The organism is Pleomorphomonas sp. NRK KF1, assembly GCF_023721755.1.
Taxonomy (GTDB): domain Bacteria; phylum Pseudomonadota; class Alphaproteobacteria; order Rhizobiales; family Pleomorphomonadaceae; genus Pleomorphomonas.
Genome location: NZ_JAMDLH010000005.1, coordinates 19,269 through 44,835 on the forward strand (window position 1 = coordinate 19,269; position 25,567 = coordinate 44,835).

23 protein-coding genes are annotated in these 25,567 nt (G+C 66.4%); 18 read left to right on the forward strand and 5 right to left on the reverse strand.

Annotation, left to right across the window (positions count from 1 at the left end):
- Positions 1-162 precede the first annotated feature (162 nt).
- The 6 genes from M4J39_RS13485 to M4J39_RS13510 all read left to right on the forward strand — a co-directional run bounded on the left by M4J39_RS13485 (position 163) and on the right by M4J39_RS13510 (position 8,819).
- Positions 163-1,095 carry an alpha/beta hydrolase gene (locus M4J39_RS13485; RefSeq protein ID WP_251728674.1) on the forward strand — a complete coding sequence of 311 codons (933 nt, stop codon included), beginning with the start codon at positions 163-165 and terminating at the stop codon, positions 1,093-1,095.
- 360 nt (positions 1,096-1,455) lie between these two features.
- Positions 1,456-2,709: an aspartate kinase gene (locus M4J39_RS13490; RefSeq protein ID WP_251728676.1), complete on the forward strand. Its 1,254-nt coding sequence runs from the start codon at positions 1,456-1,458 to the stop codon at positions 2,707-2,709.
- 285 nt (positions 2,710-2,994) lie between these two features.
- Positions 2,995-5,262, forward strand: a complete 2,268-nt coding sequence (ptsP, locus tag M4J39_RS13495) for a phosphoenolpyruvate--protein phosphotransferase (RefSeq protein ID WP_251728678.1) — start codon at positions 2,995-2,997, stop codon at positions 5,260-5,262.
- Positions 5,263-5,293: 31 nt separating this feature from the next.
- Positions 5,294-6,367: a peptide chain release factor 1 gene (gene prfA, locus M4J39_RS13500; RefSeq protein ID WP_251728680.1), complete on the forward strand. Its 1,074-nt coding sequence runs from the start codon at positions 5,294-5,296 to the stop codon at positions 6,365-6,367.
- Complete coding sequence (gene prmC / locus M4J39_RS13505; protein ID WP_251728682.1) at positions 6,364-7,257, forward strand: peptide chain release factor N(5)-glutamine methyltransferase; 894 nt, start codon at positions 6,364-6,366, stop codon at positions 7,255-7,257. The genes prfA and prmC overlap by 4 nt, the downstream gene beginning before the upstream one ends.
- A gap of 434 nt (positions 7,258-7,691) precedes the next feature.
- On the forward strand, positions 7,692-8,819 hold the full coding sequence (locus M4J39_RS13510; protein WP_251728684.1) for a DUF4167 domain-containing protein: 1,128 nt from the start codon (positions 7,692-7,694) through the stop codon (positions 8,817-8,819).
- A gap of 137 nt (positions 8,820-8,956) precedes the next feature.
- Here M4J39_RS13510 and typA read toward each other — a convergent pair whose 3' ends face one another.
- Positions 8,957-10,783: a translational GTPase TypA gene (typA, locus tag M4J39_RS13515; protein WP_251728686.1), complete on the reverse strand. Its 1,827-nt coding sequence runs from the start codon at positions 10,781-10,783 to the stop codon at positions 8,957-8,959.
- A 208-nt stretch (positions 10,784-10,991) separates the two neighbouring features.
- Here typA and M4J39_RS13520 point away from each other — a divergent pair, with 208 nt between their 5' ends.
- The gene (locus M4J39_RS13520) at positions 10,992-12,188 is read left to right on the forward strand and encodes a multidrug effflux MFS transporter (protein WP_251728688.1); all 1,197 of its coding nucleotides are present in this window, start codon (positions 10,992-10,994) and stop codon (positions 12,186-12,188) included.
- A 37-nt stretch (positions 12,189-12,225) separates the two neighbouring features.
- Here the strand turns inward: M4J39_RS13520 and M4J39_RS13525 are convergent, their stop codons facing one another.
- Positions 12,226-12,867: a LysE family translocator gene (locus tag M4J39_RS13525; RefSeq protein WP_251728690.1), complete on the reverse strand. Its 642-nt coding sequence runs from the start codon at positions 12,865-12,867 to the stop codon at positions 12,226-12,228.
- A gap of 266 nt (positions 12,868-13,133) precedes the next feature.
- Here M4J39_RS13525 and M4J39_RS13530 point away from each other — a divergent pair, with 266 nt between their 5' ends.
- Positions 13,134-15,128: a methyl-accepting chemotaxis protein gene (locus M4J39_RS13530; protein WP_251728692.1), complete on the forward strand. Its 1,995-nt coding sequence runs from the start codon at positions 13,134-13,136 to the stop codon at positions 15,126-15,128.
- 80 nt (positions 15,129-15,208) lie between these two features.
- On the opposite strand, the gene M4J39_RS13535 is transcribed toward M4J39_RS13530, so the two are convergent.
- On the reverse strand, positions 15,209-16,429 hold the full coding sequence (locus M4J39_RS13535; RefSeq protein ID WP_251728702.1) for an argininosuccinate synthase: 1,221 nt from the start codon (positions 16,427-16,429) through the stop codon (positions 15,209-15,211).
- A 176-nt stretch (positions 16,430-16,605) separates the two neighbouring features.
- Here M4J39_RS13535 and M4J39_RS13540 point away from each other — a divergent pair, with 176 nt between their 5' ends.
- The 5 genes from M4J39_RS13540 to M4J39_RS13560 all read left to right on the forward strand — a co-directional run bounded on the left by M4J39_RS13540 (position 16,606) and on the right by M4J39_RS13560 (position 21,095).
- Positions 16,606-18,060, forward strand: a complete 1,455-nt coding sequence (locus tag M4J39_RS13540) for a glycosyltransferase family 39 protein (protein WP_251728737.1) — start codon at positions 16,606-16,608, stop codon at positions 18,058-18,060.
- 31 nt (positions 18,061-18,091) lie between these two features.
- Positions 18,092-18,469, forward strand: a complete 378-nt coding sequence (locus tag M4J39_RS13545; RefSeq protein WP_254004923.1) for a YkvA family protein — start codon at positions 18,092-18,094, stop codon at positions 18,467-18,469.
- Positions 18,470-18,693: 224 nt separating this feature from the next.
- On the forward strand, positions 18,694-19,218 hold the full coding sequence (locus M4J39_RS13550) for an invasion associated locus B family protein (protein WP_251728741.1): 525 nt from the start codon (positions 18,694-18,696) through the stop codon (positions 19,216-19,218).
- Positions 19,219-19,389: 171 nt separating this feature from the next.
- The gene (gene rlmN / locus M4J39_RS13555; protein WP_251728742.1) at positions 19,390-20,637 is read left to right on the forward strand and encodes a 23S rRNA (adenine(2503)-C(2))-methyltransferase RlmN; all 1,248 of its coding nucleotides are present in this window, start codon (positions 19,390-19,392) and stop codon (positions 20,635-20,637) included.
- Entirely contained in the window at positions 20,637-21,095 is a 459-nt protein-coding gene (locus tag M4J39_RS13560) for a hypothetical protein (RefSeq protein WP_251728744.1), read from the forward strand. Before rlmN ends, M4J39_RS13560 begins: the two co-directional genes overlap by 1 nt.
- Here M4J39_RS13560 and M4J39_RS13565 read toward each other — a convergent pair.
- On the reverse strand, positions 21,079-21,717 hold the full coding sequence (locus M4J39_RS13565; protein WP_251728746.1) for a LysE family translocator: 639 nt from the start codon (positions 21,715-21,717) through the stop codon (positions 21,079-21,081). The genes M4J39_RS13560 and M4J39_RS13565 overlap by 17 nt on opposite strands.
- A 105-nt stretch (positions 21,718-21,822) precedes the next feature.
- Here M4J39_RS13565 and M4J39_RS13570 point away from each other — a divergent pair, with 105 nt between their 5' ends.
- Positions 21,823-22,284 (forward strand): low molecular weight protein-tyrosine-phosphatase, encoded by a 462-nt coding sequence (locus tag M4J39_RS13570; protein ID WP_251728748.1) that lies wholly within the window; start codon positions 21,823-21,825, stop codon positions 22,282-22,284.
- Between the two features lie 6 nt (positions 22,285-22,290).
- Here the strand turns inward: M4J39_RS13570 and thpR are convergent, their stop codons facing one another.
- Complete coding sequence (gene thpR, locus M4J39_RS13575; RefSeq protein ID WP_251728750.1) at positions 22,291-22,830, reverse strand: RNA 2',3'-cyclic phosphodiesterase; 540 nt, start codon at positions 22,828-22,830, stop codon at positions 22,291-22,293.
- Between the two features lie 179 nt (positions 22,831-23,009).
- Here thpR and M4J39_RS13580 point away from each other — a divergent pair, with 179 nt between their 5' ends.
- The 4 genes from M4J39_RS13580 to M4J39_RS13595 all read left to right on the forward strand — a co-directional run bounded on the left by M4J39_RS13580 (position 23,010) and on the right by M4J39_RS13595 (position 25,399).
- Positions 23,010-23,147 (forward strand): hypothetical protein, encoded by a 138-nt coding sequence (locus tag M4J39_RS13580; protein WP_251728752.1) that lies wholly within the window; start codon positions 23,010-23,012, stop codon positions 23,145-23,147.
- A gap of 150 nt (positions 23,148-23,297) precedes the next feature.
- Entirely contained in the window at positions 23,298-24,245 is a 948-nt protein-coding gene (gene argC, locus M4J39_RS13585; protein ID WP_251728754.1) for an N-acetyl-gamma-glutamyl-phosphate reductase, read from the forward strand.
- A gap of 115 nt (positions 24,246-24,360) precedes the next feature.
- Entirely contained in the window at positions 24,361-24,966 is a 606-nt protein-coding gene (gene leuD, locus M4J39_RS13590) for a 3-isopropylmalate dehydratase small subunit (RefSeq protein ID WP_251728756.1), read from the forward strand.
- A 49-nt stretch (positions 24,967-25,015) separates the two neighbouring features.
- Entirely contained in the window at positions 25,016-25,399 is a 384-nt protein-coding gene (locus tag M4J39_RS13595; protein ID WP_251728757.1) for a RidA family protein, read from the forward strand.
- Positions 25,400-25,567: the final 168 nt, after the last annotated feature.

A 25,567-nucleotide genomic window follows, 5' to 3' on the forward strand; every position in this document is an offset into this window, starting at 1 on the left:
TGCCGGGATAGGCCACCGACTTTTCGAACCGCCCGGCCGCCAAGTCAACCCTCGGCTTCGATCGCCGGTGACCCCACGAATTCTGGTCATAAGCGGAAAAGCACTCTTTCCGGCGCCGTTCTGAAGCGCTTCACTCGTGAAAAATACACGTTGGAGGATGTCATGCCGCTTCACCCCGAAATCGCCGCCGACCTCGCCGCTGCCGCCGCGCGCGGCGAACCGCCGCTCAAGGAGCTGTCGGCCCAGGCCGCGCGGGCACGTGCCGAGGCCGAGCAACGCGTTGCCGGCGCGCCGGTAAAGGCGGTGGAGACCATCTCCATTCCCGCTGGCGGCGGCACCATCGCCGCTCGCGTCTATCGGCCATTCGGCGAGGGCGAGGTCCTGCCCGGCATCGTCTACATCCACGGCGGCGGCTGGGTGCTCTGCTCGCTCGACACCCACGACAACGTCTGCCGCAACCTTTGCGCCTCCGTCGGCGCAGTGGTGGTGTCGATCGACTACCGCATGGCGCCCGAGCATCGCTTCCCGGTGGCCAGCGACGACTGCCTCGCCGCCGTCCGCTGGGTTGCCGCCCACGCCAAGGCTCTGGGCGTCGACCCGGCCAAGCTGATCGTCGGCGGCGACAGTGCGGGCGGCAACCTCGCCGCCGTCACTGCCCTTCGCATCCGCGACGAGGGCGGCCCGGCGCTCTCCGGTCAGATGCTCATCTATCCGGTGACCGACGACATCGCCGCCGGCCACCCGTCCTACACCGAGTTTGCCGATGGTTTCGGCCTCACGGCCGACGACATGGCCTGGTTCTGGGACCATTACGTGCCCAACCCGGCCGGGCGCGTCCATCCTCACGCCTCGCCCCTGCGGGCCGAGAGCCTCGCCGGCCTGCCGCCGACCGTGCTGTTGACGGCCGGATGCGACGTGTTGCGCGACGAGGGCGAAGCCTACGCCGGCCGCCTCGCCGCCGCCGGCGTCACGCTCGACTTCCGCCGTTACGAAGGTCTTCACCACGGCTGCGCCGGCGACTATGGCCGCCTGCGCGCCGTAACGCCCTTCTTCGAGCATCTCGTCACCTGGGCCCGCGCCATCTTCCGGCTCTGAACAACCAACTGACGATACAGGAACAGCACCCGAAGCCGCGTCCAGCGGCTTCCGGCGCCTGAGGCGAGCAAAAACCACTTCCGGCGCCAAGTGGCGCCGCGCGCAGCGGGTCTTTCGGGACGAAGCCCCGAAAGACGGAAAGCGAAGCGAAAGCCGAGGGCCGGAGGCCCGCCCGCAATTGAGGCAGTCAAGAACCACCCGCCGGCGCCTGAGGCGGAAAACAAACAAGCAATCGCCTCCGCGATTGCCCGGCGGCGCACCTTCCTGTATTGAGGGCGCGGCCCTGCGGGTACCATTCGGTTCCCCGCATTTTCACCTCTCGCAATGGGGTTACCGCCCCTCAGGAAACGACGTCGGAAAATGGCTCGATTGGTGATGAAATTCGGCGGCACCTCCGTCGCCGATCTCGATAGGATCCGCAATGTCGCGGCCCATGTGAAGCGCGAGGTCGACGCCGGCCATCAGGTCGCCGTCGTCGTGTCGGCCATGGCCGGCAAGACGAACGAACTGGTCGCTCTTTGCCGTGGTGCCTCCGCCCTGCACGACGCCCGCGAATACGACGCCGTCGTCGCCTCGGGCGAGCAGGTCACCAGCGGTCTCCTCGCCATCACGCTGCAGGCAATGGGCGTCGACGCCCGCTCCTGGCAGGGCTGGCAGCTGCCGATCGTCACCGACGGCGCCCATGGCGCAGCGCGCATCCAGTCGATCGACGGTACGCGCGTCATCGAACAGATGGAGGCCGGCCGCGTCGCCGTCGTCGCCGGTTTCCAGGGCATCGGTCCGGACGGACGCATTTCGACGCTCGGCCGCGGCGGCTCCGATACCTCGGCCGTCGCCATCGCGGCGGCGGTGAAGGCCGACCGCTGCGACATCTACACCGATGTCGACGGCGTCTACACCACCGACCCGCGCATCGTGCCGAAGGCGCGCCGCCTCGACAAGGTCTCCTTCGAGGAGATGCTGGAGATGGCCTCCCTCGGCTCCAAGGTGCTTCAGGTGCGCTCCGTCGAGCTCGCCATGGTCCACAAGGTCCGCACCTTCGTACGGTCCTCCTTCGAGGACCCCAACAACCCCAAGACCATGCCGAACGGCGACCCGTTCGGAACGCTCATTTGCGATGAGGACGAGATCGTGGAACAGGAAGTCGTCACCGGTATCGCCTACTCCAAGGACGAGGCGCAGATCTCCATCCGCCGCGTGCCGGACCAGCCGGGCGTCGCCGCCGCCGTGTTCGGACCGCTGGCCGACGCCAACGTCAACGTCGACATGATCGTCCAGAACATCTCCGCCGACGGGGCCGAGACCGACATCACCTTCACGCTGCCGGCCGCCGACTACGAGCGCGCCACCGGCGTGCTCAACGACAAGAAGGCCGAGATCGGCTACAAGACTTTCGAAGGCACCACCGGCATGTGCAAGGTGTCGGTGATCGGCGTCGGCATGCGCAGCCACGCCGGCGTCGCCGCCCAGGCCTTCAAGGCGCTGTCGGACAAGGGCATCAACATCCGGGCGATCACCACGTCCGAGATCAAGATCTCCGTCCTCATCGACGAAGCCTACACCGAACTCGCCGTTCGCACCCTGCATTCGGTCTACGGACTCGACAAGGCCTGACACGGCTAGCCGGCGCCGGAGAGGTCCCGGCGCCGACCGGTCCAGCCGGCGCGCTCACGCCGATTTGTCGAGCACTCACGGAAAAGGGCCTCGCCGGCCGAACGGCGAGGCCTTATCAACGTTCTGAAGCCATCCGTTTTCCGGCAGCCGCCCGCAAGGAGACGCTGCCATATTGATGGCTTCAAGCCGGCCGCAAAAAGCGCTAGGGCTGGCAATATGGAGTGGATGAGCCCGTCGGCCGGCCTGGCGCCGTTCCGGCCCGCGGGAGAGAGCAGGAAGCCGACGATGCGGGGAGGCCTTTCCGGACCGCGCGTTCTGCTCCGCCGCCTCCGCGAGGTGATGGCGGAGCCGATCAGCGCCCAGGAGCGACTGGACAAGATCGTCGTTACCATCGCGGCCAACATGGTCGCGGAGGTTTGCTCGCTCTACGTCCTGCGTGCCGACGGCGTACTCGAACTGTTTGCCACCGAAGGCCTCAACCGCGACGCCGTCCACAAGGCCTCGCTCCGTGTCGGCCAGGGCCTCGTTGGCCTGATCGCCGCGGAGGCGGCGGTGCTCAACCTCGCCGACGCCCAGGAACATCCCGCCTTCTCCTACATTCCCGGCACCGACGAGGAGGCCTACCACTCCTTCCTCGGCGTGCCGATCCTGCGTTCGGGCCGCACGCTCGGCGTCCTGGTGGTGCAGAACCGCGTCCGCAAGACCTACTCCGAGGAGGAGGAGGAGGCGCTTCAGACCACCGGCATGATCATCGCCGAGATCATCGCCTCCGGCGAAGTGCTGGGCCTCGCCGCCGCCCAGCAGACGGTCCTCGACCTCAACCGTCCCATGCACGTGCCCGGCGTGGTGTTGTCGGACGGCGTCGGCCTCGGCCACGTCGTGCTGCACGAGCCGCGCGTCGTCGTCACCAACTTCATCGCCGAGGACCCCGAGCAGGAGGTGAAGCGGCTCACCGCCGCCATCGCCAACCTGCGCCTGTCCATCGACGACATGATCGACAGCGGCGAGGTCGCCCATCACGGCGAGCATCGCGACGTGCTGGAAGCCTACCGCATGTTCGCCTACGACCGCGGCTGGACGCGGCGCATGGAAGAGGCGATCGTCCGTTCCGGCCTCTCCGCCGAGGCGGCGGTGGAGCGGGTGCAGTCCGATACCCGCGCCCGCATGCAGCGGCAGACCGACCCTTACCTGCTCGAACGCCTGCACGATTTCGACGACCTGACCTATCGCCTGCTGCGCGAGCTGATGGGCAAGGACAAGAACACCGAGCTGCCGGAGAACGCCATCGTCGTGGCGCGCTCGATGGGCGCTGCCGAACTGCTCGATTATGATCGCTCCAAGCTGCGCGGCCTCGTGCTCGAGGAAGGCACCTCGACCAGCCACGTGGCCATTGTCGCCCGCGCCCTGTCCATTCCGGCCGTCGGCCAGCTCGCCAACGTCGTGTCGCTAGCCGAGAACGGCGACAGCATCATCATCGACGGCGAAAGCGGCTATGTGCATCTGCGCCCGCCGGCCGACGTCGAGCAGGCCTACGTCACCAAGGTCCGCTTCCGTGCCCGCCGGCAGGAACGCTATCGCCAGCTGCGCTTCAAGGCGCCGGTGACGCTCGACGGCGTGCGCATCGCCCTCAACACCAATGCCGGCCTGCTGTTCGACCTGCCGCATTTCGACGAGTCGGGTGCCGACGGCATCGGCCTGTTCCGCACCGAACTGCAGTTCATGATCGCGCCCACTTTCCCCAAGCTGGGCCAGCAGGCGGAGCTCTATTCCAAGATTCTCGACGGCGCCACCGGCCGGCCCGTCACCTTCCGCACGCTCGACATCGGCGGCGACAAGGTTCTGCCCTACCTCACCCGCTCGGTGCAGGAAGAAAACCCGGCCATGGGCTGGCGCGCCATCCGCATCGGGCTCGACCGCACCGTCATCCTGAGGACGCAGATACGCGCCCTCCTCAAGGCCGCCGGCGGCCGCGAGCTGCGCGTCATGTTCCCGATGATCTCGACGGTCGAGGAGTTCGTGAAGGCCAAGGAGCTGGTGAAGGGCGAGCAGCGTTTCCTGGAAAAGCACGGCCACGCCCTGCCCTCGTCGCTGAAGCTCGGCGCCATGATCGAGGTGCCGGCCCTGCTGTTCGAACTCGACGAACTCCTGTCGGTGGTCGATTTCGTGTCGGTCGGAACCAACGACCTGTTCCAGTTCATGCTTGCCGTCGACCGCGGCAATGCCAAGGTGTCACAACGCTTCGACTCCCTCTCGCCGTCCTTCCTGCGCGCGCTCCGCACCATCGCCCGCAAGTCGGCCGAATACGGCAAGCCGGCCACGCTGTGCGGGGAGTTGGCCGGAACGCCGCTGACCGCCATGGCGCTGATGGCAGTGGGCTTCCGGTCGATGTCCATGGCCGCCACTTCGGTCGGTCCCGTCAAGGATATGATCCGTTCGGTCAACCTCGGCGAGCTGGAAGCGCTGCTGGCGCCGGCCCTCAACCGCCCCGACGGCCCGCCGATTCGCAAGCTCCTGCAGGACTTCGCCGAGTCGCGCGATATCCCGCTCAATTGACCCGGCTCCCGATCAAGGCTCCCGCCTAGGCATGACTCCCTTCGACGCTCGTCTCGAGGCCCTCCTCGACCGTTTCGCCATTCTTGAAGCGCGGCTGGCCGGCAACCCGGATGCCGACACCTTCGTGCGCCTGTCCCGCGACTACGCCGAACTGGAGCCGCTCATCGCCCGCATCCGCGCCCTGCGCGAGGCCGACCGCGAGCTCGCTGACATCGAGACGATGCTGGCCGATCCCGCCACCGACGCTGACATGAGGGCGCTCGCCGAAGCCGAACGGCCCGAGCTCGCCGACAAGGTCGAAGCGTTGAGGCAGGACGTCCGCATCGCCCTGCTGCCGCGCGACCGTGCCGACGACAAGAGCGCCATCCTGGAAGTGCGCGCCGGCACCGGCGGCGACGAGGCGGCGCTGTTTGCCGGCGATCTCTTCCGCATGTACCAGCGCTATGCCGAGACGCGCGGCTGGCGCGTCGAGATCATGAGCGTGTCAGAAGCCGAGCTCGGCGGCTACAAGGAAATCATCGCCTCGATCGACGGCGCCGGCGTCTACGCCCGGCTGAAGTTCGAATCCGGCGTCCACCGGGTGCAGCGCGTGCCGGTCACCGAAAGCTCGGGGCGCATCCACACCTCGGCCGCCACCGTGGCGGTGCTGCCGGAGGCCGAGGAAGTCGACATCGCCATCAACGAAAGCGATCTCCGCGTCGACACCTTCCGCTCGTCCGGTGCCGGCGGCCAGCACGTCAACACCACCGACAGCGCCATCCGCATCACGCACATTCCCACCGGTATCGCGGTCGCCTGCCAGGAGGAGCGGTCGCAGCACAAGAACCGCGCCAAGGCGATGAAGCTGCTGCGCGCCCGCCTCTACGAGATCGAGCGCGACAAGGCCGACAGCGCCCGCGCCGCCGACCGGCGCGGTCAGGTGGGCTCGGGCGACCGCTCGGAGCGCATCCGTACCTACAACTTCCCCCAGGGGCGCGTCACCGACCACCGCATCAACCTGACGCTCTACAAGCTGCCGCAGGTGATGGAGGGCGACCTCGACGATGTCATCGACGCCCTGATCACGGACCATCAGGCCAAATTGCTCGCCGAAGCCGAGGCATGAGCGACGCCCCAACCCTCGGCGCCTTGCTCGTCGCCGCGCGCCGACGCCTGAAGGACGCCGGCATCGACACGGCGGACATCGACGCCCGCCTGCTGGTAGAGGCGGCCACCGGCGCCAGCCGGCTCGACATGCTCGCCGCTGCCGATCGCTCGGTCGCGCCAGACGCCGTCGAACGCCTTCAGAAATGGCTCCACCGCCGTGCCGCGGGCGAACCGGTCGGCCGCATCCTCGGCGCGGCATCCTTCTATGGCCTCGATTTCGCTCTTGGCCCCGACACGCTGGAACCGCGACCTGATACGGAAACGCTGGTCGAAGTGGCGCTCGCCGCCGTTCGTGCCGGTCGCATAGCCGGCGCCTCTCCACATGGCGACGGCCTCCGCCTGCTCGATCTCGGCACCGGAACGGGCGCCATCGCGGTGACGCTGCTTGCCAAATTGCCCTGTGCGCGAGGAGTTGCCACCGACCTGTCGCCCGGCGCCCTGTCGGTTGCCAGGGACAACGCCCACCGCAACGGAGTCGGAGACAGGCTGGACTTCGCGCAGGGCGACTTTTTCTCCGCCGTATCCGGAAGCTTCAACCTGATCGTGTCCAACCCGCCGTACATCGCCAGCGCCGTCATCTCCGACCTCGACCCTGAGGTGCGCCTGCACGATCCCTTGCTCGCCCTCGACGGCGGTCCCGACGGGCTCGACGCCTACCGGACCATTGTCGGTGACCTCCACGACCATCTCGTGCCCGGTGCATTGTTCGCCGTCGAGATCGGCTGGGATCAGGGTAAGGCTGTCGAAGCCCTGTTCGGGACGGCCGGACTGGTCGAAATCGAAGTCCACTGCGACCTTGGAGGTCGCCAGCGTGTCGTCTCAGGGCGGCGAAGCACGCAATTCGACTGAAATTCCCTCGCTTTATTGACCTTGAAGCCAAAATTCAGCTTGGAAAGTCGCATCGAAGCAGCTAGGGTCCTTCCGTAGAGAATCGGCTGTATTTGACGTCACCGTCGAAAAGCCGTATTCGGGAGGCATGACCTCTTGCCTTGGCGGATGAGCAGTCGGAGCTAGCTCACACAGTCCGGTTGCCGGCAGAGCCAGGGCGTGGGCCAGGATCCCGCTCAGACCCGTTCTCGATACGATCAAACGTAGAGGATGCTGAGGCGACACCGTCATGGGCGTAAGCGCTCGATCTGACGGTCGTTCTTGATGGATGATGTGTTTGCACCAGGCGCCGCGACTTCGCCGGCCCCCTCATCAGGGAGAGCCGGCAGTCAACGAGACTCGCGGCCTCGCGCCTTGTGCTTTTTTGACCCGCGAAGGCAAGAGATAGCGGACATATGAGGCAGAACCAGCAGAACAAGCAACGGATGCGCGGCCGGCCCAACCGCAAGGCTCCCAATCCGCTGACCCGGTCATTCGATTCCAACGGCCCGGATATCAAGATCAGAGGCACCGCCCTTCACATCGCCGAGAAATACACGCAGCTCGCTCGCGACGCGTCGTCGGCCGGTGACCGTGTGATGGCGGAGAACTATCTCCAGCACGCCGAGCACTATTACCGCATCATTGCCGCCGCGCAGGCTGCCCAGGCCGCCGCCGCCCAGGGACGCGAGGACGACAGCGAGGACGACGATTTCGAGCCGATCGGCTCCGACCGCTTCGAGCCGCGCCAGATCGAGATTCGCCAGCCCGGCCAGTACGACAACAACAATCGCCAGCCGAACGAGCAGCGGGAGCCGCGCGAACAACGCGAAGGCGGCTACCAGAACCGCGACAACGGCCAGCGCGACTACAATCGCAACGGCGACAACAACAATAACCGCAACAACGGCGACAACAACCGCAATGGCGACAACGGCGACCGCCAGCAGCAGGATCGCAACGACTATCGTCGCGATCGTCGCCAGCGGTTCGACCGCTTCGGTCGCGACAACCGCGGCGACCGCCAGGGTCAGAACAACCAGGACAATCGCGGCGGCGACCGCCAGCCGCAGCCGACCATGGCGCCCACCTTGGCCGATGCGCCGCAGCCTGACGTCAGCTTCCCCGACACGCCGCAGCCGGTCGTCCGCGCCGAGCGCGAGCATCGCCCGGCACCGGCCGCCGCCGAAGCCGGCCTGCCCGCCTTCCTGCTGGAGCGCCAGCCCCGTACCTCCGATCCCGCTCCGGTCGCCGTCGCGGAACGCCCTGCCCCGGCAGCCGAGCGTCCGGCTCCGGCGCCGGTAACGGAGCGCCCGGCTCCAGCTGCCGAGCGTACCGCAGCCGAACCCGCCCGCGAGCCGTCGCCGGAACCGGTGGCCGCCTCCGCTTCGGCCGAGGCTGGAGGCGAGGAGGAGACCCCGCGCAAGCGCGTTCCGCGCCGCCGGGCCACCACGATCGGCACCCCAATCGCCTCGACCACCCGTCCGCGCACCCGCCGCACCAAGGCGACGACCGAAGGCAGCACCGAGGGTGGCGAAGGCTGACAGCCAGCGCCGAACAAGACTTTCAGGGACCGCGTCGGCACCGACGCGGTCCTTTTCATTTTCAGGGGCGACGCCTCATGTGAAAAGGGCGGCGCCGCGTGGCACCGCCCTTTCCGCATAGCTATCGAGATGGCCGATCAGGCGGCCGCGTCGCGGGACCGCTCACGCTTGCGCTCGATCGGATCCAGCGTCGTCTTCCTGAGACGGATCGACTTCGGCGTCACTTCGACCAGCTCGTCTTCCTGGATCCAGGCGAGCGCCCGCTCCAGCGTCATGCGGATCGGCGGCGTCAGGCGCACGGCCTCGTCCTTGCCGGCCGAGCGGACGTTGGTCAGCTTCTTGCCCTTGAGCACGTTGACCTCGAGGTCGTTCTCGCGGGTATGCTCGCCGACGATCATGCCCTGGTAGACCTTCCAGCCCGGCTCGATCATCATCGGCCCGCGATCCTCGAGGTTCCACAGCGCGTAAGCGACGGCCTCGCCGATATCGTTTGAAATCAGTACGCCGTTGCGACGACCGGGCAGCTCGCCCTTGTGCGGCTGGTAGTCGTGGAACAGGCGGTTCATCACCGCCGTGCCGCGCGTGTCGGTCAGAAGCTCCGACTGGTAGCCGATCAGGCCGCGCGTCGGCGCGAAGAAAACGAGGCGCAGACGATTGCCGCCGGACGGGCGCATCTCGACCATGTCGGCCTTGCGCTCGCTCATCTTCTGCACGACGACCGAGGAGTAATCCTCGTCGACGTCGATCACCACTTCCTCGATGGGCTCCAGCGTCTCGCCGGTCGTCTCGTCCTTGCGGAACACGACGCGCGGGCGCGACACGGCCAGCTCGAAACCCTCCCGGCGCATGGTCTCGATCAGCACGGCCAGCTGCAGCTCGCCTCGACCCGAGACGAAGAAGGAATCCTTCTCGGTGCTCTCTTCGATCTTCAGGGCGACATTGCCCTCCGCCTCACGCAGCAGGCGATCGCGGATCATGCGGCTCGTCACCTTGTCGCCCTCGGTGCCGGCGAGCGGCGAGTTGTTGACGAGGAAGGTCATGGTGACGGTCGGCGGATCGATCGGCTGGGCGTGCAGCGGCTCGGTCACCTCGAGGGCGCAGAAGGTCTCGGCCACCGTACCCTTGGTCAGGCCGGCGATCGCCACGATGTCACCCGCTTCGCCGACGTCGATGGCCGTGCGTTCAAGGCCGCGGAAGGCCAGAAGCTTGGACACGCGTCCCTGGTCGACGACCTTTCCGTCCTGGTCCAGCACCTTGATGGTCTGGTTGGTCTTCACCGAACCCGAGGTGATGCGACCGGTCACGAGGCGGCCGAGGAAGGGGTTGGCCTCCAAGAGCGTGCCGATCATGCGGAACGGGGCGTCCTGTTCGACATGCGGCGGCTCGACGTGGCGCAGGACCAGGTCGAACAGCGGCTTCATGCCGTCGGCTTCTCCGCCTTCCGGCTGGGTCGAGAACCAGCCGTTGCGGCCCGAACCGTAGAGGATCGGGAAGTCGAGCTGTTCTTCGGTCGCGTCGAGATTGGCGAACAGGTCGAACACCTCGTCCACCACCTCGTGGATGCGGGCGTCCTGGCGATCGACCTTGTTGATGGCGACGATCGGCTTGAGGCCGACCTTCAGCGCCTTGCCGACCACGAACTTGGTCTGCGGCATCGGCCCCTCGGCGGCGTCGACCAGCACGATGGCGCCGTCCACCATGTTGAGGATGCGCTCCACCTCGCCGCCGAAGTCGGCGTGGCCTGGGGTGTCGACGATGTTGATCCGCACGTCGTTCCAGACCACCGAAGTCGCCTTGGCAAGGATGGTGATGCCGCGCTCCTTCTCGAGGTCGTTGGAATCCATCACGCGCTCGGCAACCTTCTGGTTCTCGCGATAGGTGCCGGACTGCTTCAGAAGCTCATCGACCAGTGTCGTCTTGCCATGGTCGACGTGCGCGATGATGGCGATGTTGCGCATTTGCATGGGCGTACTCGGTTGGGAAAAGACAGACGGCCCGAAGCGAGCCTCCGGACCGTCATTCTGGCGCGCACTATACAAATGAATGTGACGGTAGCAAGAAAAACCTGATTATTCCGCCGATCATCAGCCATGCAAAGCGAGGTGACACTTAACAGCACCCGTTTGCATCTGCTAGAAGCGCCGCCTTCGGCCTTCTTTTCCGGAACGTTCCATGCATCATGCCCCGATGACCGAGCGCCATGTCGCGGCGATCGGCTCACTCCTCATTGCACTCGGGCCGGTTTCGCTCGCGCTCTACACGCCGGCCATGCCGGAGCTTGTCAGAGACTTCGCAACGACCTACCCGGCGGTGAAGGCGACGCTTGCCGCCTATTTCGCCGGCTTCGCCCTGGCTCAGCTGATCTGCGGCCCGCTATCCGACGCATACGGCCGCCGTCCGACCGCGCTGGCCTTCCTGGTGCTCTATGCCGTCGGCTCGGTCGGCGCCGTCCTGGCGCCATCGATTCACGTCCTGACGGCGGCCCGGCTCGTGCAAGGTATCGGCGCCGCCGTCGGCATTTCGGTCGCCCGCGCCATCGTTCGCGACAACTTCACCGGCGAGCAGTCGTCGCGGGTGATGAACACCATCGGCATCTTCCTCGCCATCGGTCCGGCCGTGGCGCCGACGCTCGGCAGCCTCGCCATGCTCGCCTTCGACTGGCGCGCCATCTTCGTGCTGATGGTGATCTACGGCGGCGCGTTGCTCGTCGCCGTCCACCGCTTCCTGCCGGAAACCAACCGGGCGCCCGATCCGGCGCGCGCCAGCCCCTCCGGTCTTGCCCGCGCCTATGCCGCCCTTGCCGGCGATCGCCGCTTCCTGTTTCCGGCGCTGACGATGGGCCTCGTCTTCGGCGGCTTCTACTCGCTGAGTTCGACGCTGCCCTTCCTGCTGATCGATACCGCCGGCCTCAGCCCCCAAGCCTTCGGCTTCGGCATGCTGGCCCAAACCGGCGCCTACATTCTCGGCGGCATCCTTACCAAGGCGCTGCTCAAGCACGTTCCGGCCCGCTACCTAGTGCTGCCGGGTCTTGCGCTTGCGACAGTCGGCGCGCTGGCCATGACGGCGTCGATCGTCTTCTTTCCACCATCCTATCTGACGGTGATGGCGCCGGTGGCCCTGTTCGCCTTCGCGCTCGCCATCGTGACGCCCGACCTCACAACCCGCGCCATGGCCGCGTTCCCAGAGAAGGCGGGCGCCGCCGCCGCCCTGTTGGGCTTTGCGCAGATGGGCAGCGGTTTCGTCGACTCCGGCGCGGTGGCGCTGATCGGCTCGCCGCCGCTCGCCTTCGCCACGGTCATTCCGGTGGTCACCCTCGCCGCGCTGTTTCTTGGCTTCGCAGAAAAGCGGACGGAAGATCGGGACGCCTGATCTTCAGTGAGCCCCCTGTCCGAGGGATCGCCTTTGCTTACGCCCTTCGCAGCCCAAGCAGACCCGGCGCCGCGTGCCAGAAGGCCTGCGCGGCGAACCCCATGAACAACAATCCCGATCCCCTGACGATCGCCAATTCGTGCGCCCGGTAGAAGCGCCGCACCGCCCCGGCGCCGATCACGGCGATCATCACCACGTCGGCGACGAGAAAGCCGAGGAAGGATGCGGCGATGAGCGCCGGCAGGCTTGCGAACGACAGCGTGTCGGCAACACTGCCGACCAGCGCCGTGAAGGTGGCGAGCGCCACCGGATACCCCTTGGGATTGGTGAGGCCGAAGATCAGCCCCCTTCTGAACGGCCGCTCGACCGCCATCACTGCCCGCCCCTCGCCGCGCGGCCGAGCGCGAAAGGCGCGCCAGCCGATGAAGGCGAGATAGGCGCCACAGACGCAACCGAGCAGGTCGAACACCATCGGCCCCACCACATGCGCGCCCACCAGTGCGATCAGCGCAAGCGTGGTCCACAACGTGTCGCCGGCCAGATGACCGACGATGAAGCGGGCGCCGGCACCCCGCCCCTGCCCGGCGCCGATGCCGAGGAGCGCGATGAAGGCCGGACCGGGAATGACGACATAGAGGAAGGCGGCGACGAAGGCCGAAACGAGAAGCGAAAGCGGCATGGAAGACGACGAGCCCTCTGGCGGGAGACGATGGAGCTTCCCGCAAATCGCCGCGCCGCGCAATCGCCGGGCTGCCGATAAGCTAGGCAACAGAGTTGGCACTCTTGTCATCGCCGGTTCCCGCTGACTCGCGTCATTTTCGGCAATGCGCTTTACCCGCAATTAATCGGCGAGGACGATGCTTGGGGCGATGAAAGCCGGTCGGGAGGAGACGGCGCGCCGACGTGGGCGCGACGCCGGGCCGGGTCACTCGGGGGAGTGTCTAAATGCCAAAGTTCAGGTTCAAGGGATTCGCGATCGGATCGCGGTTCCGCATTGCAACGAAGGTGTTCGCCTTCGGACTGTTCTCGCTCCTGTCCCTCGCTGTCATCGGCGGGCTCTACATGACGCAGGACATCAACGCCAACGCCTATCGCCAGCGCGCGGCCAGCGCCCGCATCAATGCCGATCTGGCCGGCACGCTGCAGACCACCACATTGCAGCTCCGCCGCGCCGAAATCGAGTTCCTGTTCACCGGCAACGAGCGCTACTCGGGCCTCCACGGCGACCTGACGCGCATGACCGGCTCGACCATCCAGCAGCTTGAGGCGCGCATCAAGGCGACCGACCCGTCGAAGGCGTCCAACGTGGCCGAGATCAAGGCCGGCCTGGAGGAGTATGGCTCGTCCTTCAAGGCCATCCTGGACATCAAGAAGCAGCTCGGCCTCTACCCGCAGCAGGGCGTCAACGGAGCGCTCCTGAAGTCCAGCCAGGCGGTGACCGATCTTCTCGCTGCCAATCCCTCGCCGGACCTCGCGGCATTGTTCGCGACCATGCGGACCCAGGAAAAGGACTTCATGCTGAAGAGCGATCCGCAGGCCTTCACCGCCTTCGGCAAGACGTCCATGGACTTCACCCGCGCGCTGGCCCGCAGCCCGCTCCCCGCCGACGCCAAGGCTTCGCTCGGCAAGGCCGCCGAGGAATACACCGCCAATGTCGGTCAATGGGTTGCGCTGCAGCAGAAGTTCCTCAGCATCTACCAGCAGCTTTCCAACGGCTACAAGTCGCTGGAACCGCAGCTCGACAACCTGGTCTCGATGATTCGCAGCGTCGACACCGCCGCCTCCACGTCGGAAATCCGAGCCCGCCGCGAGGCCAGGGATCAGCTCATGATGGTGTTTGGCGTCATCATGGCGATGACGCTGGTGTTCGGCTGGCTGCTGGCGCGCGGCATCGTCAAGCCGATCGGCCGCATCACCACCGCCATGAAGGCGGTCGCCGCCGGCGATCGCGACGTGACCATTCCTTACGCCGACCATCGCAACGAGGTCGGCGACATGGCGCGGACGCTCGACGTCTTCGCCAAGGGACTGTCGGAAACCGAAAGGCTGAGGGCCGAGCAGGGCGAGAACGATCGCATCGCCGCCGAGCGTCAGCTCCAGGAGCGACAGGCGCTCGCCGACGCCTTCCAGTCGACCATGGGTGCACTGGCCGATCGCTTCGCCCGCTCGTCGGCCGAAGTGGCGGAAGCCGCCCGCGAGCTGTCCGAGACCGCCGACGCCACCTCAGGTCGCGCCCAGTCGGTGACAGGCGCCGCCGAAACCGCCGCGTCCAATGTGCAGACCGTCGCCGCGGGCGCCGAGGAGCTCACCGCCTCGATTCGCGAGATCAACGTGCAGGTCTCCAAGTCGGCCGGTGTTGCCGAGGAGGCTGCCGCCGAGGCATCGCGGACCGAGGCCAAGGTGCGGGCGCTGACCGACGCCGCCGTCCGCATCGGCGACGTGGTCAACCTGATCCGGGCCATCGCCGAACAGACCAACCTCCTCGCCCTCAACGCCACCATCGAGGCGGCGCGAGCGGGCGATGCCGGCAAGGGCTTCGCCGTCGTCGCTTCGGAAGTGAAGCAGCTGGCCGCCCAGACGGCCAAGGCCACCGACGAGATCGGCTCCAAGATCGGCGAGATCCAGGAGGCGACCAACGAGACGGTGACGGCCATCGGCCGCATCACCTCGACCATCTCGACGATCCGCGAGGTCACCGCCTCCATCGCCGGCGCCGTCGAGGAACAGGGCGCGGCCACCGACGAGATCGCCCAGAACACCCAGCGGGCCGCCGAGGGCACGCAGACGGTGACGGGCTCCATCGCCGGTGTCGGCGAAGCCGCCGAACTGACCGGCCGCGCCTCGACGCACCTGATGTCGCTGTCGAGCGAGCTCGAACACCAGTCCGCCGACCTCCAGAGCGAGGTCAGCAAGTTCGTCGACAGCCTGCGCGCGGCATAAGCGCCGCATCTAGAGAAGAGGAAAGGCCCGCTCCGATGTCCGTCGGAGCGGGCCTTTCCTTAGGCAAGACTCAGAACATCTCAGCCGCGATCGCGCTTGGCGAGCGTGCGCAGGCGCAGGGCGTTGAGCTTGATGAAGCCGGCGGCGTCCTTCTGGTCGTAGGCGCCCTGGTCGTCCTCGAAGGTGACCAGCGTCGACGAATAGAGCGTCTTCGGCGAGGCGCGGCCGGTGACGATGACGTTGCCCTTGTAGAGCTTCAGCGTCACCTCGCCCTCGACATTCTCCTGGCTCTTGTCGATCAGCGCCTGCAGCATGTAGCGCTCGGGCGCGAACCAGAAGCCGTAGTAGATGAGCTCGGCGTAGCGCGGCATCAGCTCGTCCTTGAGGTGGGCGGCGCCGCGATCGAGCGTGATGCTTTCGATCGCCCGGTGGGCGGTGAGCAGGATGGTGCCGCCGGGGGTCTCGTAGACGCCGCGCGACTTCATGCCGACAAAACGGTTCTCGACGAGGTCGAGGCGGCCGATGCCGTTGTCATGGCCATACTTGTTGAGCGCCGTCAGCAGTTCGGCCGGGCTCATGCGCTTGCCGTTGATCGAGACGGCGTCGCCCTTCTCGAAGCCGATGGTGATGACGGTCGGCTTGTCCGGCGCCTCCTCGGGCGAGATGGTGCGCATGTGGACGTACTCGGGCGCCGGCTGCGACGGGTCTTCCAGCACCTTGCCCTCGGAGGACGAGTGCAGGAGGTTGGCGTCGACCGAGAAGGGCGCCTCGCCCTTCTTGTCCTTGGCGATCGGGATCTGGTGCTTCTCGGCGAAGTCGATCAGGTCGGTGCGGCTCTTGAACGACCAGTCGCGCCAGGGGGCGATGATCTTGATGTCCGGGTTGAGCGCATAGGCGGAGAGTTCAAAACGCACCTGGTCGTTGCCCTTGCCGGTGGCGCCATGGGCGATGGCGTCGGCGCCGGTCTTCCTGGCGATGTCGATCAGGTGCTTGGAGATCAGCGGGCGGGCGATGGAGGTGCCGAGCAGGTAGACGCCCTCGTAGACGGCGTTGGCGCGGAACATCGGGAAGACGAAGTCGCGGACGAACTCCTCGCGCACGTCCTCGATGAAGATCTCCTTGATGCCCAGCATCTCGGCCTTCTTACGGGCCGGCTCCAGATCGCCGTCGCCCTGGCCGAGGTCGGCGGTGAAGGTGACGACTTCGGCGCCGAGTTCGGTCTGCAGCCACTTCAGGATGATCGACGTGTCGAGACCGCCGGAATAGGCCAGCACGACTTTCTTGACTTCGCCCTTTTTCATGGAAACTCCGTGGAGATGAAAGCCGCGGCGGTCGGTGGGAGGCTGGCCGGCGGCTCGAAATGATCGCCGGCAATTTAACCGACTATGACAGCCGCGCAAGGCTGGAGATTCGTCATTTGCCGGCCATGATCGCACCTGATAAACCCGGCCACCCAGCTAGCCGAGCCGAGCCGAGCATGACCGAGCCCCAACTGACTTCCGACAGAGACTGGACGAGGCTGACCCTTCTGGTCATCGCCTCGTTTCTGGCGCTCCGCCTCATCGCCCTCTTCCTGAGTGGTTTCGAGCTCACCTACGACGAGGCCCAGTACTGGGCCTGGTCGCGCGATCTCGCCTTCGGCTACTTCACCAAGCCCGGCCTCATCGCCTGGCTGATCCGCGGCACGACCGAGATCTGCGGCAACGGCGTCGCCTGCGTGCGGACGCCGGCGCCGCTTCTGCATGCGGCAGCCGCCTGGTTCGTCTTTCTCGCCGCCCGCCGGCTTTACGATTATCGCATCGGCTTCTGGAGCGCCCTCGCCTACGTGTCGATGCCGGCCGTCAGCCTGTCGTCGCTGATCCTCAACACCGACGTGCCCTTGCTGTTCTTCTGGTGCGTCGGCCTGCATGCGACGGTCCGGTTCGTCGAAAAGGCCTCGCTCCCGCGCGCCCTCTATCTCGCCGGCGCCGTCGCCATCGGCCTCAACGCCAAATACGCGATGATCTACCTGCCCGCCTCACTGCTGGTCTATTTCCTGGTGGCCGCCGAGCGACGGCCGCTCTTGCGGAGCGGCGCCACCTGGGTGGCGCTTTTCGGGGGGCTCGCAGGCTTCCTCCCCAACCTGATCTGGAACGCCCAGAACGGTTTCGTCACCTTCCACCACACTGGCGACAACGCCGGCTGGGAGGCGATCGGCTTCAAGCTCGGCAAGATCTTCGAATATCTCGGCGGCCAGGCCGCCATCCCCGGACCGATCCTGTTCGCCGTCGCCGTTCTCGCGGCCGTTCTCGGCTGGCGTTCGACCAAACCGGCCGCCGACCGGCTGATGATGTGGCTGAGCCTGCCGATCCTGATCGTCATCGGCGTCAATGCCGCCTTCGCCAAGCTGCACGGCAACTGGGCCGCGACGGCCTTTCCCGCCCTCGTCATCTTCGCCAGCGCCGTGCTCGTCGACACTCGCTGGCGCGGCCTTCTGAAGCTGTCGGTAGCGATCAACGCGGCCGCGGCCGTCGGCCTCGCCATCGGCACCAGCCTCGTCGGCCACGTGACGCTGCCGGCAAAGCCGGCGCAGCTTCATCGTCTGCTGCACTGGTCGGACTATGGCGACAAGCTCGCCGCCGCCGCCCGGGCGGCCGGCGTCAGCACCGTCGTCACCGTCGAGCGCCCGATGACCTCGGAAACGCTTTACGAGTTGCGCGACAGCGGACTTTCCGTCCGCGCCTATGTTGCCCCTGGCGCTGCGCCGGCGGATCAGTTCGAGATGACCATCCCCTACGATCCCGCCACGCACGGGCCGGCGCTCCTCGTCACCGAGATAGATCCGGCGACGCTCGGCATCGCACCGGAACGGATCGAGCCACTCGGCGCCCTCGAAACCCGCATCTACAAGGCGAGAGACGGCCGCATGCCGATCTACCGCATCGACCGTTGACAGCGTGGGTTCCGATTCCCATCTCGACCCCATGCGCAAAGCTCATCACCCCGACCCCGAGATCATCGGCCCGGCCGACGGCCACGAGGCCCGTGTCCGCTCGCGCTTCTGGAAGACGATCAGGAAAGCGATCGCCTCCATTCCATTCCTAGACGAGGTCGTGGCGGCCTATTATTGCGCCCTCGATCCGGAAACGCCGGCGCCGGTGCGGGCCACGCTGCTGGCCGCGCTCGCCTATTTCGTGGTGCCGTTCGACATCCTGCCGGACTTCGTGCTTGGGCTCGGCTTCACCGACGACATCACCGTGCTGATCACGGCAATCGGCATGGTTCGCGGCAACATTGGCGAGCAGCACCGCGCCGCCGCTCGCGCCGCGCTTGACCGACTCGCGGCGGAAAAGACCGGATAACCCCGCGAAGCGGAAAGGCAACGGGCATCCGGCCGCATTGTCGCCCGATTTCCGGCCAAGCCTCGCGCCGCGACAACGTGAAGCGTCCATGGCCGCCCTTGCCCGACGGATCGAAACCCCGGAGCAACACTTTGGTAACCATGACGCCTTAACGTTTCCCTAGGCTTCATGCGGACCGCTTCGGTGGGCCCATACGTGTCCCACGACAAGACCAAGGTGATTAGATGACGAACGCACGCACCCTCGGCTTGGCCGTCGCACTGCTGCTCGGCGCGACGACCCTCGCTGGCGCCCAGCAGCAGCAGACCAAGGCGCCTACGCCGCTCCAGACGTTCGAGCGCTGGGCCACCTACACCTACAACAACGCCGGCGCCAAGGTTTGCTATGCCGCGACGCAGCCGACCGATACGCTGCCGAAGGGCGTCAACCGCGATCCGGTGTTCATGTTCATCACCAATCGTCCGAAGGAAGGCGTCAAGAACGAGATTTCGGTCATCACCGGCTATCCCTACAAGGAGGGGTCCAAGACCACGGTGAAGATCGGCGACACCACCTTCAGCATGTACACCAAGGACCAGGGCGCCTGGGTCGAGAACGCCGCCGAGGAAAGCCGCTTCATCAATGCCATGAAGGCTGGCGCCGACATGGTGATCACCGGCACGTCGCGCCGCGGCACGGTCACCACCGACACCTATTCGCTGAAGGGGGTCAGTGCCGCCCTGAAGCGCATCGACGCCGAGTGCCAGTGACATTCCGGCCGGCGGCGGGAGGTTCCCGAAGCTGCCGGCTTTGGCTTTCCGCTGTTTTCTGATATAGGTTCGCATAACCGGGAACGGTCGGGACGGTCACGTCCGCGGCCGTTCTTGCTTTTCGGGCGGACGCTTCCGCCTCGCCATCCCATCAGGACCCATCGAACGCCCATGTCGACCCTCATCGACCACAGCCCTGTTGCCGCCTCCCCCGCCGCCGCTCCGGAAAAGCCATCGCTCGTCGGCATGACGCGCATCGAGATGGCCAAGGCGCTCCTCGCCATCGGGGTCGAGGAACGGCAACTCAGGATGCGAGTCACCCAGCTCTGGCACTGGATCTACGTGCGCGGCGTGCGCGAATTCTCGGCGATGACCAACGTCGCCAAGGACCTGCGCGCCCGGCTTGACGCCGCCTACGTGGTCGGCCGCCCGGAGATCGTCGCCGAGCAGGTTTCGGCCGACGGCACCCGCAAGTGGCTGTTGCGATTCCCCTCGCGCGGCGCCGGCAAGCCGGTGGAGGTCGAAACCGTCTACATCCCCGAGGAAGGGCGCGGCACGCTTTGCGTCTCCTCGCAGGTCGGTTGCACGCTCAATTGCGCCTTCTGCCACACGGGAACGCAGATGCTGGTGCGCAACCTGACGGCCGAAGAGATCGTGGCGCAGGTGCTGGTCGCCCGCGACAGGCTCGGCGATTATCCCGACGCCGCGCCCAACGCCGAGGCAGCCGTCCCCAGCGAAGGGCGCCTCGTCTCCAACGTCGTCATGATGGGCATGGGCGAGCCGCTCTACAACTTCGACGCAGTCAAGCAGGCGCTCCACATCATCATGGACGGCGATGGCCTGTCGCTGTCGAAGCGACGCGTGACGCTGTCGACCTCCGGCATGGTGCCGAACATCGCCCGTACCGGCGACGAGATCGGCTGCATGCTGGCCATCTCGCTCCATGCCGTGCGCGACGATCTTCGCAACGTGCTGGTGCCGATCAACAAGAAGTATCCGCTGAAAGAGCTGATGGACGCCTGCCGCGCCTATCCTGGCCTGTCGAATGCGCGGCGCATCACCTTCGAATATGTGATGCTGAAGGGCGTCAACGACAGCCTGCAAGACGCCCGCGACCTCGTGAAGCTGCTCAAGGGCATTCCGGCCAAGATCAACCTCATCCCCTTCAATCCCTGGCCCGGCACCGTCTACGAGTGCTCCGATTGGGAGACGATCGAGGCCTTCGCGCAGTTCGTCAACGACGCCGGCTACGCCTCGCCGATCCGCACGCCGCGCGGCCGCGACATCGCCGCCGCTTGCGGCCAGCTGAAGAGCGAAAGCGAGCGACTGAGGAAAACCGAACGGCTCAAGCTGGAGATGGGCCTCACCGAAGCCGATCTCGCCATGCGCGCCATGGTGGCCGGCCACGGAGAGGATTGATGCGGGCGATCGGCCGGATCTTCGCCGCGCTGATCGGCTTCATCCTGGCGGTGACCGCCGCGGCGGTGTTCATGCTGGCCGCCTCGGTCGGCTTCATGCCGGCCGACCCTGCTGACAGCGCGTGGTTCTGGACCAATTTCGGCGTCCACGCGGCCGTTACCGCCAGCTATCTCGGCGCCATGGCGCTCGCCCCCTGGGCGGTGGTCATCCTGATCGCCGAGGTGTTCCGCCTGCGCACCGCCCTTATCTACCTTCTGGCTGGCGGCCTTCTCGGCGTGCTGCCGTCCCTCGGCCTGGCGCCGATGATGCGATCCATGGAAGGCGAGCCGCGCCAGATCGCCATCCTCGTCGCTGCCGGTTTCGTCGGCGGCTTCGTCTACTGGCTGACGGCCGGCCGCATGGCCGGCATCGATGGCGTGTTCCTGACCCGGGCGCGCGAGCCTAAAGACGGGCAGTGACCAGCCGGACCGCGAAGGCGCCCATGACGCCGGCGAACACGTAATCAATGACTCGCATCGCCTTCGGCCGCGCCTTGAGGAAGGCGGCGACGACGCTGGCCCCGAGGATCAGGGGCAGGGTCGACAGCGTCGACACCATGAGAAACCACAAGCCGAGGAACAAGAGCTTGCCCTGGGCGGCCGGATCGCCCGGCTCGACGAACTGCGGCAGGAATGTCAGGAAGAACAGCGCCACCTTGGGGTTCAACACGTTGATGGCAAGCCCCTTGAGATAAAGTCGAGCGGCCGGCTCGGGCGGCAGGGAGCCACCTTCCGGCGCAAAGCGACTGCCGTGCCGGATGGCGCCCACGGCAACATAAAGCAGATAGAGCGCACCGACGACTTTCAGCACGTCGAAGGCAAGCGGCGAGGCGGCGAGCAGCGCCGCGAGGCCGAAGGTCACCAGCAGCGTGTGCACGAGAATGCCGGTGCTGGTCCCAAGAAAGGCGGCGATCCCTGCCCGTCTGCCACGCGTGATGGCCGTGCCGACGAACATCGCCATGTCCGGCCCCGGCGTGTAGTTGAGCGCCAGCACGGCAAGGGTGTAGGCGGCAAGCACGCCGGCTGTCGGCAGAAACTCCATTTCGCAACGCTCCACGCTGTGGGGATACTGACACTATGGCTCGCCCCGTCTTGACCGCAAGGCGCGACGCAGCGAAAACCGCCTCTCCCAATGAGGACCCGACCGTTGCGTTCCATCCTGTTCGTCTGTCTCGGCAACATCTGTCGCTCGCCCACCGCCGAAGGGCTGATGCGGAACCATCTCGCCGCCGCCGGTCTTGCCGATCGCATCCGCGTCGACAGCGCCGGAACGGGCGGATGGCACACCGGCGATCCGCCGGACCGCCGTGCCATCGCCGCCGCGCGCAAGCATGGCGTCGACCTGACGCCACTGCGTGCCCGCCAGGTCAGGACGGCCGACTTCTCGGACTTCGACCTGATCGTCGGCATGGACCGGCAGAATGTCGCCGATCTCCGCCGCATCGCTCCGAAGGAATCGACGGCGCGCATCGGTCTGTGGCTGGAGGAAGCGCTTGGCCTCGCCCGTGAGGTCCCGGATCCCTATTACGAGGGCGACGGCGCCTTCGATGCCGTGTTCGATCTTTGCGACCGTGCTGCCCGCGCCTTTGTTGAAAAGCTGCGCGCCTGACGCCGCTCAGGCGGCCAGCGGATAGGCTTCCTCGACAAGATAGGGGCCACCACCCACCGAGGCACGCGATGAATAGAGCACGAAGCGGTCGACGGGAAAGCGCGGACCGATGAAATCGCCGTGCTCGGACAGCCAGCGGGCGACATCGGTCGAGGTCGTGCCCTTGAAGCGAGCAAGGGTGACATGCGGAATGTAGCGCCGCCCTTCGGCCGGCAGGCCCAAACGCTGGATGATGCGCTCGTGCTCGGCCTGAAGCTCGATCAACTGGTCGGTCGGCTCGACCTTGACGGCCAGCGAATGCGGAACCCGGCCCGAGGCGAAGCAATGCAGCCCCCTGAGGCTGAGCTCGAAGGGGGGGCGGTAGACGCGGTCGAGCGCCGCCGCCACCTCGTCGGCGGTACGATGATCGATGTCGCCGATGAAGCGCAGCGTCACGTGATAGTTGGCCGGATCGATCCAGCGGGCACCGGGCAGACCACCTTTCAGGAGCGACAGGTGAAAGCCAGCCGCGGCGGGGATCTCGAGGGCGGTGAACAGCCTGGCCATGGCAACCTCGTCGGCTTTGCCGCCCGGATCGGCCCTCGGGAAGGGAATCGCCGGACCGGGCGGAAGAAGGGCAGTCAAAGGGTCGAACGAAGGCTAACCCGGATGCAAGCCCTTTTGTTCGCTTGGCCGTGCCGCCGGCGCGATTATATACAGGCGAGAGCAGTCAACGGGCCGGAGCCATGCAGTTCGACGACCCCGCCAACGATAACGACGATCCCGACGTCATCTTCGCGCGCAAGATCGCGCGAGGCCTCGCACTGGTGCTGGCCGTCGGCCTCTGCGCCTATCTCGCGGTCACCTATATCCTGCCTGTCTGAACCCGGCCGCTTTGCCATGGCGGCGCCGTTCAAGGCGCATGACAGCGGCGGCCGATGATGATAAAGCCTCTCGGCACTCCGCCCGGCGCCCCGCCGCGGCGGACTTTCCAACGTGTTCCGGCTGCGGCCGGCCAACTCCGGGCACCGATCATGACGCGGGCGAAGATCTACATCGACGGCGAAGCAGGCACCACCGGCCTTCAGATCCGCGACCGCCTCGCCGCCCGCGACGACATCGACCTGCTGGCCATCGACCCGGCAAAGCGCAAGGACATGGACGAGCGCCGCCGGCTTCTCAACGAAGCCGACGTCGCCATCCTCTGCCTGCCCGACGACGCCGCCCGGGAGTCGGTAAGCCTGATCGACAACGATCGCACGGCGGTGATCGATGCCTCCACCGCCCATCGCGTCGCGCCCGACTGGGCCTACGGCTTTGCCGAGATGACCAAGGGCCAGGCCGAGGCGATCGCCAACTCGAAGCGCGTCGCCAATCCGGGCTGCTGGCCGCAGGGTCTGATCGCCGGCATCCGCCCGCTGATCGACGCCGGCCTCATGCCCGCCGACGCCCCTCTCACCTACAACGGCGTCTCCGGCTATTCCGGCGGCGGGCGCAAGATGGTCGAGGACTATGTCTCGGCCGCCGATCCCTCGCCGTTCATGCCCTATGGCCTGACCTTCAAGCACAAGCATCTGCCCGAGATGTCCGCCTACACCGGCCTTGTCCGCGCGCCGCAGTTCCAGCCGGCGGTGGGCAATTTCGCCCAGGGCATGCTGACCTTCGTGCCGCTTCGCCTCTGGTCCGTGGCGCCCGGGCTGACGGCGAAAGCGATCCACGAGGTACTGGCCGACCGCTATGCCGGCGAGACGTTCGTCAAGGTGATGCCCTTCGAGCCGGCTGAACGGCTTGCGAGCCTCGACCCCCGGGCGCTCAACGGCACCAACGAGTTGCGCCTCCACGTGTTCGCCGACGCCGCGGGCGACGAGGCGCTGATCGTTTCGCTTTACGACAACCTCGGCAAGGGCGCCTCCGGCGCCGCCGTGCAGAACCTCAACCTGATGCTGGGACGGCCGGCCGCGACCGGCCTCGTCCCCGCCTGATCGCCTGGAGCATCGTACGGAAAAGCGGGAACCGGTTTTCCGCACGATGCGACAACAAGAAAATGGTCGACATCGCGTTCACCGGAACGCATGTCGCTTCGGGAAAGGAAAGATCATGCAGAAATTCGACGTGCTCACCGGCGTGGCCGCGCCGCTGCCGATCCTCAACATCGACACCGACATGATCATCCCCAAGCAGTACCTCAAGACCATCAAGCGTACCGGTCTGGGCAAGGGCCTGTTCTCGGAGATGCGCTACCGCGAGGACGGCTCGGAGAACCCCGATTTCGTCCTCAACAAGGACGCCTGGCGCAAGGCGGAAATCCTGGTCGCCGGCGACAACTTCGGCTGCGGCTCCTCGCGCGAGCATGCCCCTTGGGCGCTGCTCGACTTCGGCATCCGCTGCGTCATCTCCACGAGCTTCGCCGACATCTTCTACAACAACTGCTTCAAGAACGGCATTCTGCCGATCGTCGTCTCGTCTGAAGACCTCAAGAAGCTGATGGACGACGCCGAGCGCGGCTCCAACGCCACGCTGACCGTCGATCTGGTCAACCAGGTGATCAAGGGCCCCGATGGCGGCGAGGTGTCCTTCGACATCGACCCGTTCAAGAAGCATTGCCTCCTGAACGGTCTCGACGATATCGGCCTGACGCTCGAGAAGGCGTCGGAGATTGCCGCCTTCGAAGCGCAGAACGCCACCGTCCGCCCCTGGGCCTGACGCCGGACGCGTTCTCCCCCTCGGGGAGAGCGCCCACCTGAGGCTGACCATGCGCCAGCTCATTTCCACAGGGTCGCCCTTCGAGGCCGTCGCCGGCTACTCGCGTGCCGTTGTCGATGGACCCTGGTGCTTCGTCTCGGGCACCACCGGTTACGACTATGCGACCATGACCATGCCGGGCGATATCTCCCAGCAGGCGGAGAACGCCATGGCGACCATCGCCCGAGCGCTTGATGACGCCGGCTTCTCGATATCCGACGTGGTTCGCGTCCGCTATATCATCACCGACGCCGCCCATGCCGACCCGGTGTTCTCCGTGGTCGGACGCTGGTTTGCCGACACTCGTCCGGCTGCCACGATGATGGTCGCCGGCCTCATTCGCCCGGAAATGAAGGTCGAGATAGAAGCCACGGCCTTCCGGAATCCGGCCTGATCGCGCAGAGATCATCGGACTTGGAGAAGCGTTGACCGATTGGTTCGGTCAAGCACTCGTGAGTGGATCGTCGTCCATCGCTGTCGTATTCATTGTGTCAACAAAGAACAATGACAAAGAGGTTGGCCTTGGATACCATCTCATGGCGGGGGACCTTCGGGGGTTTTG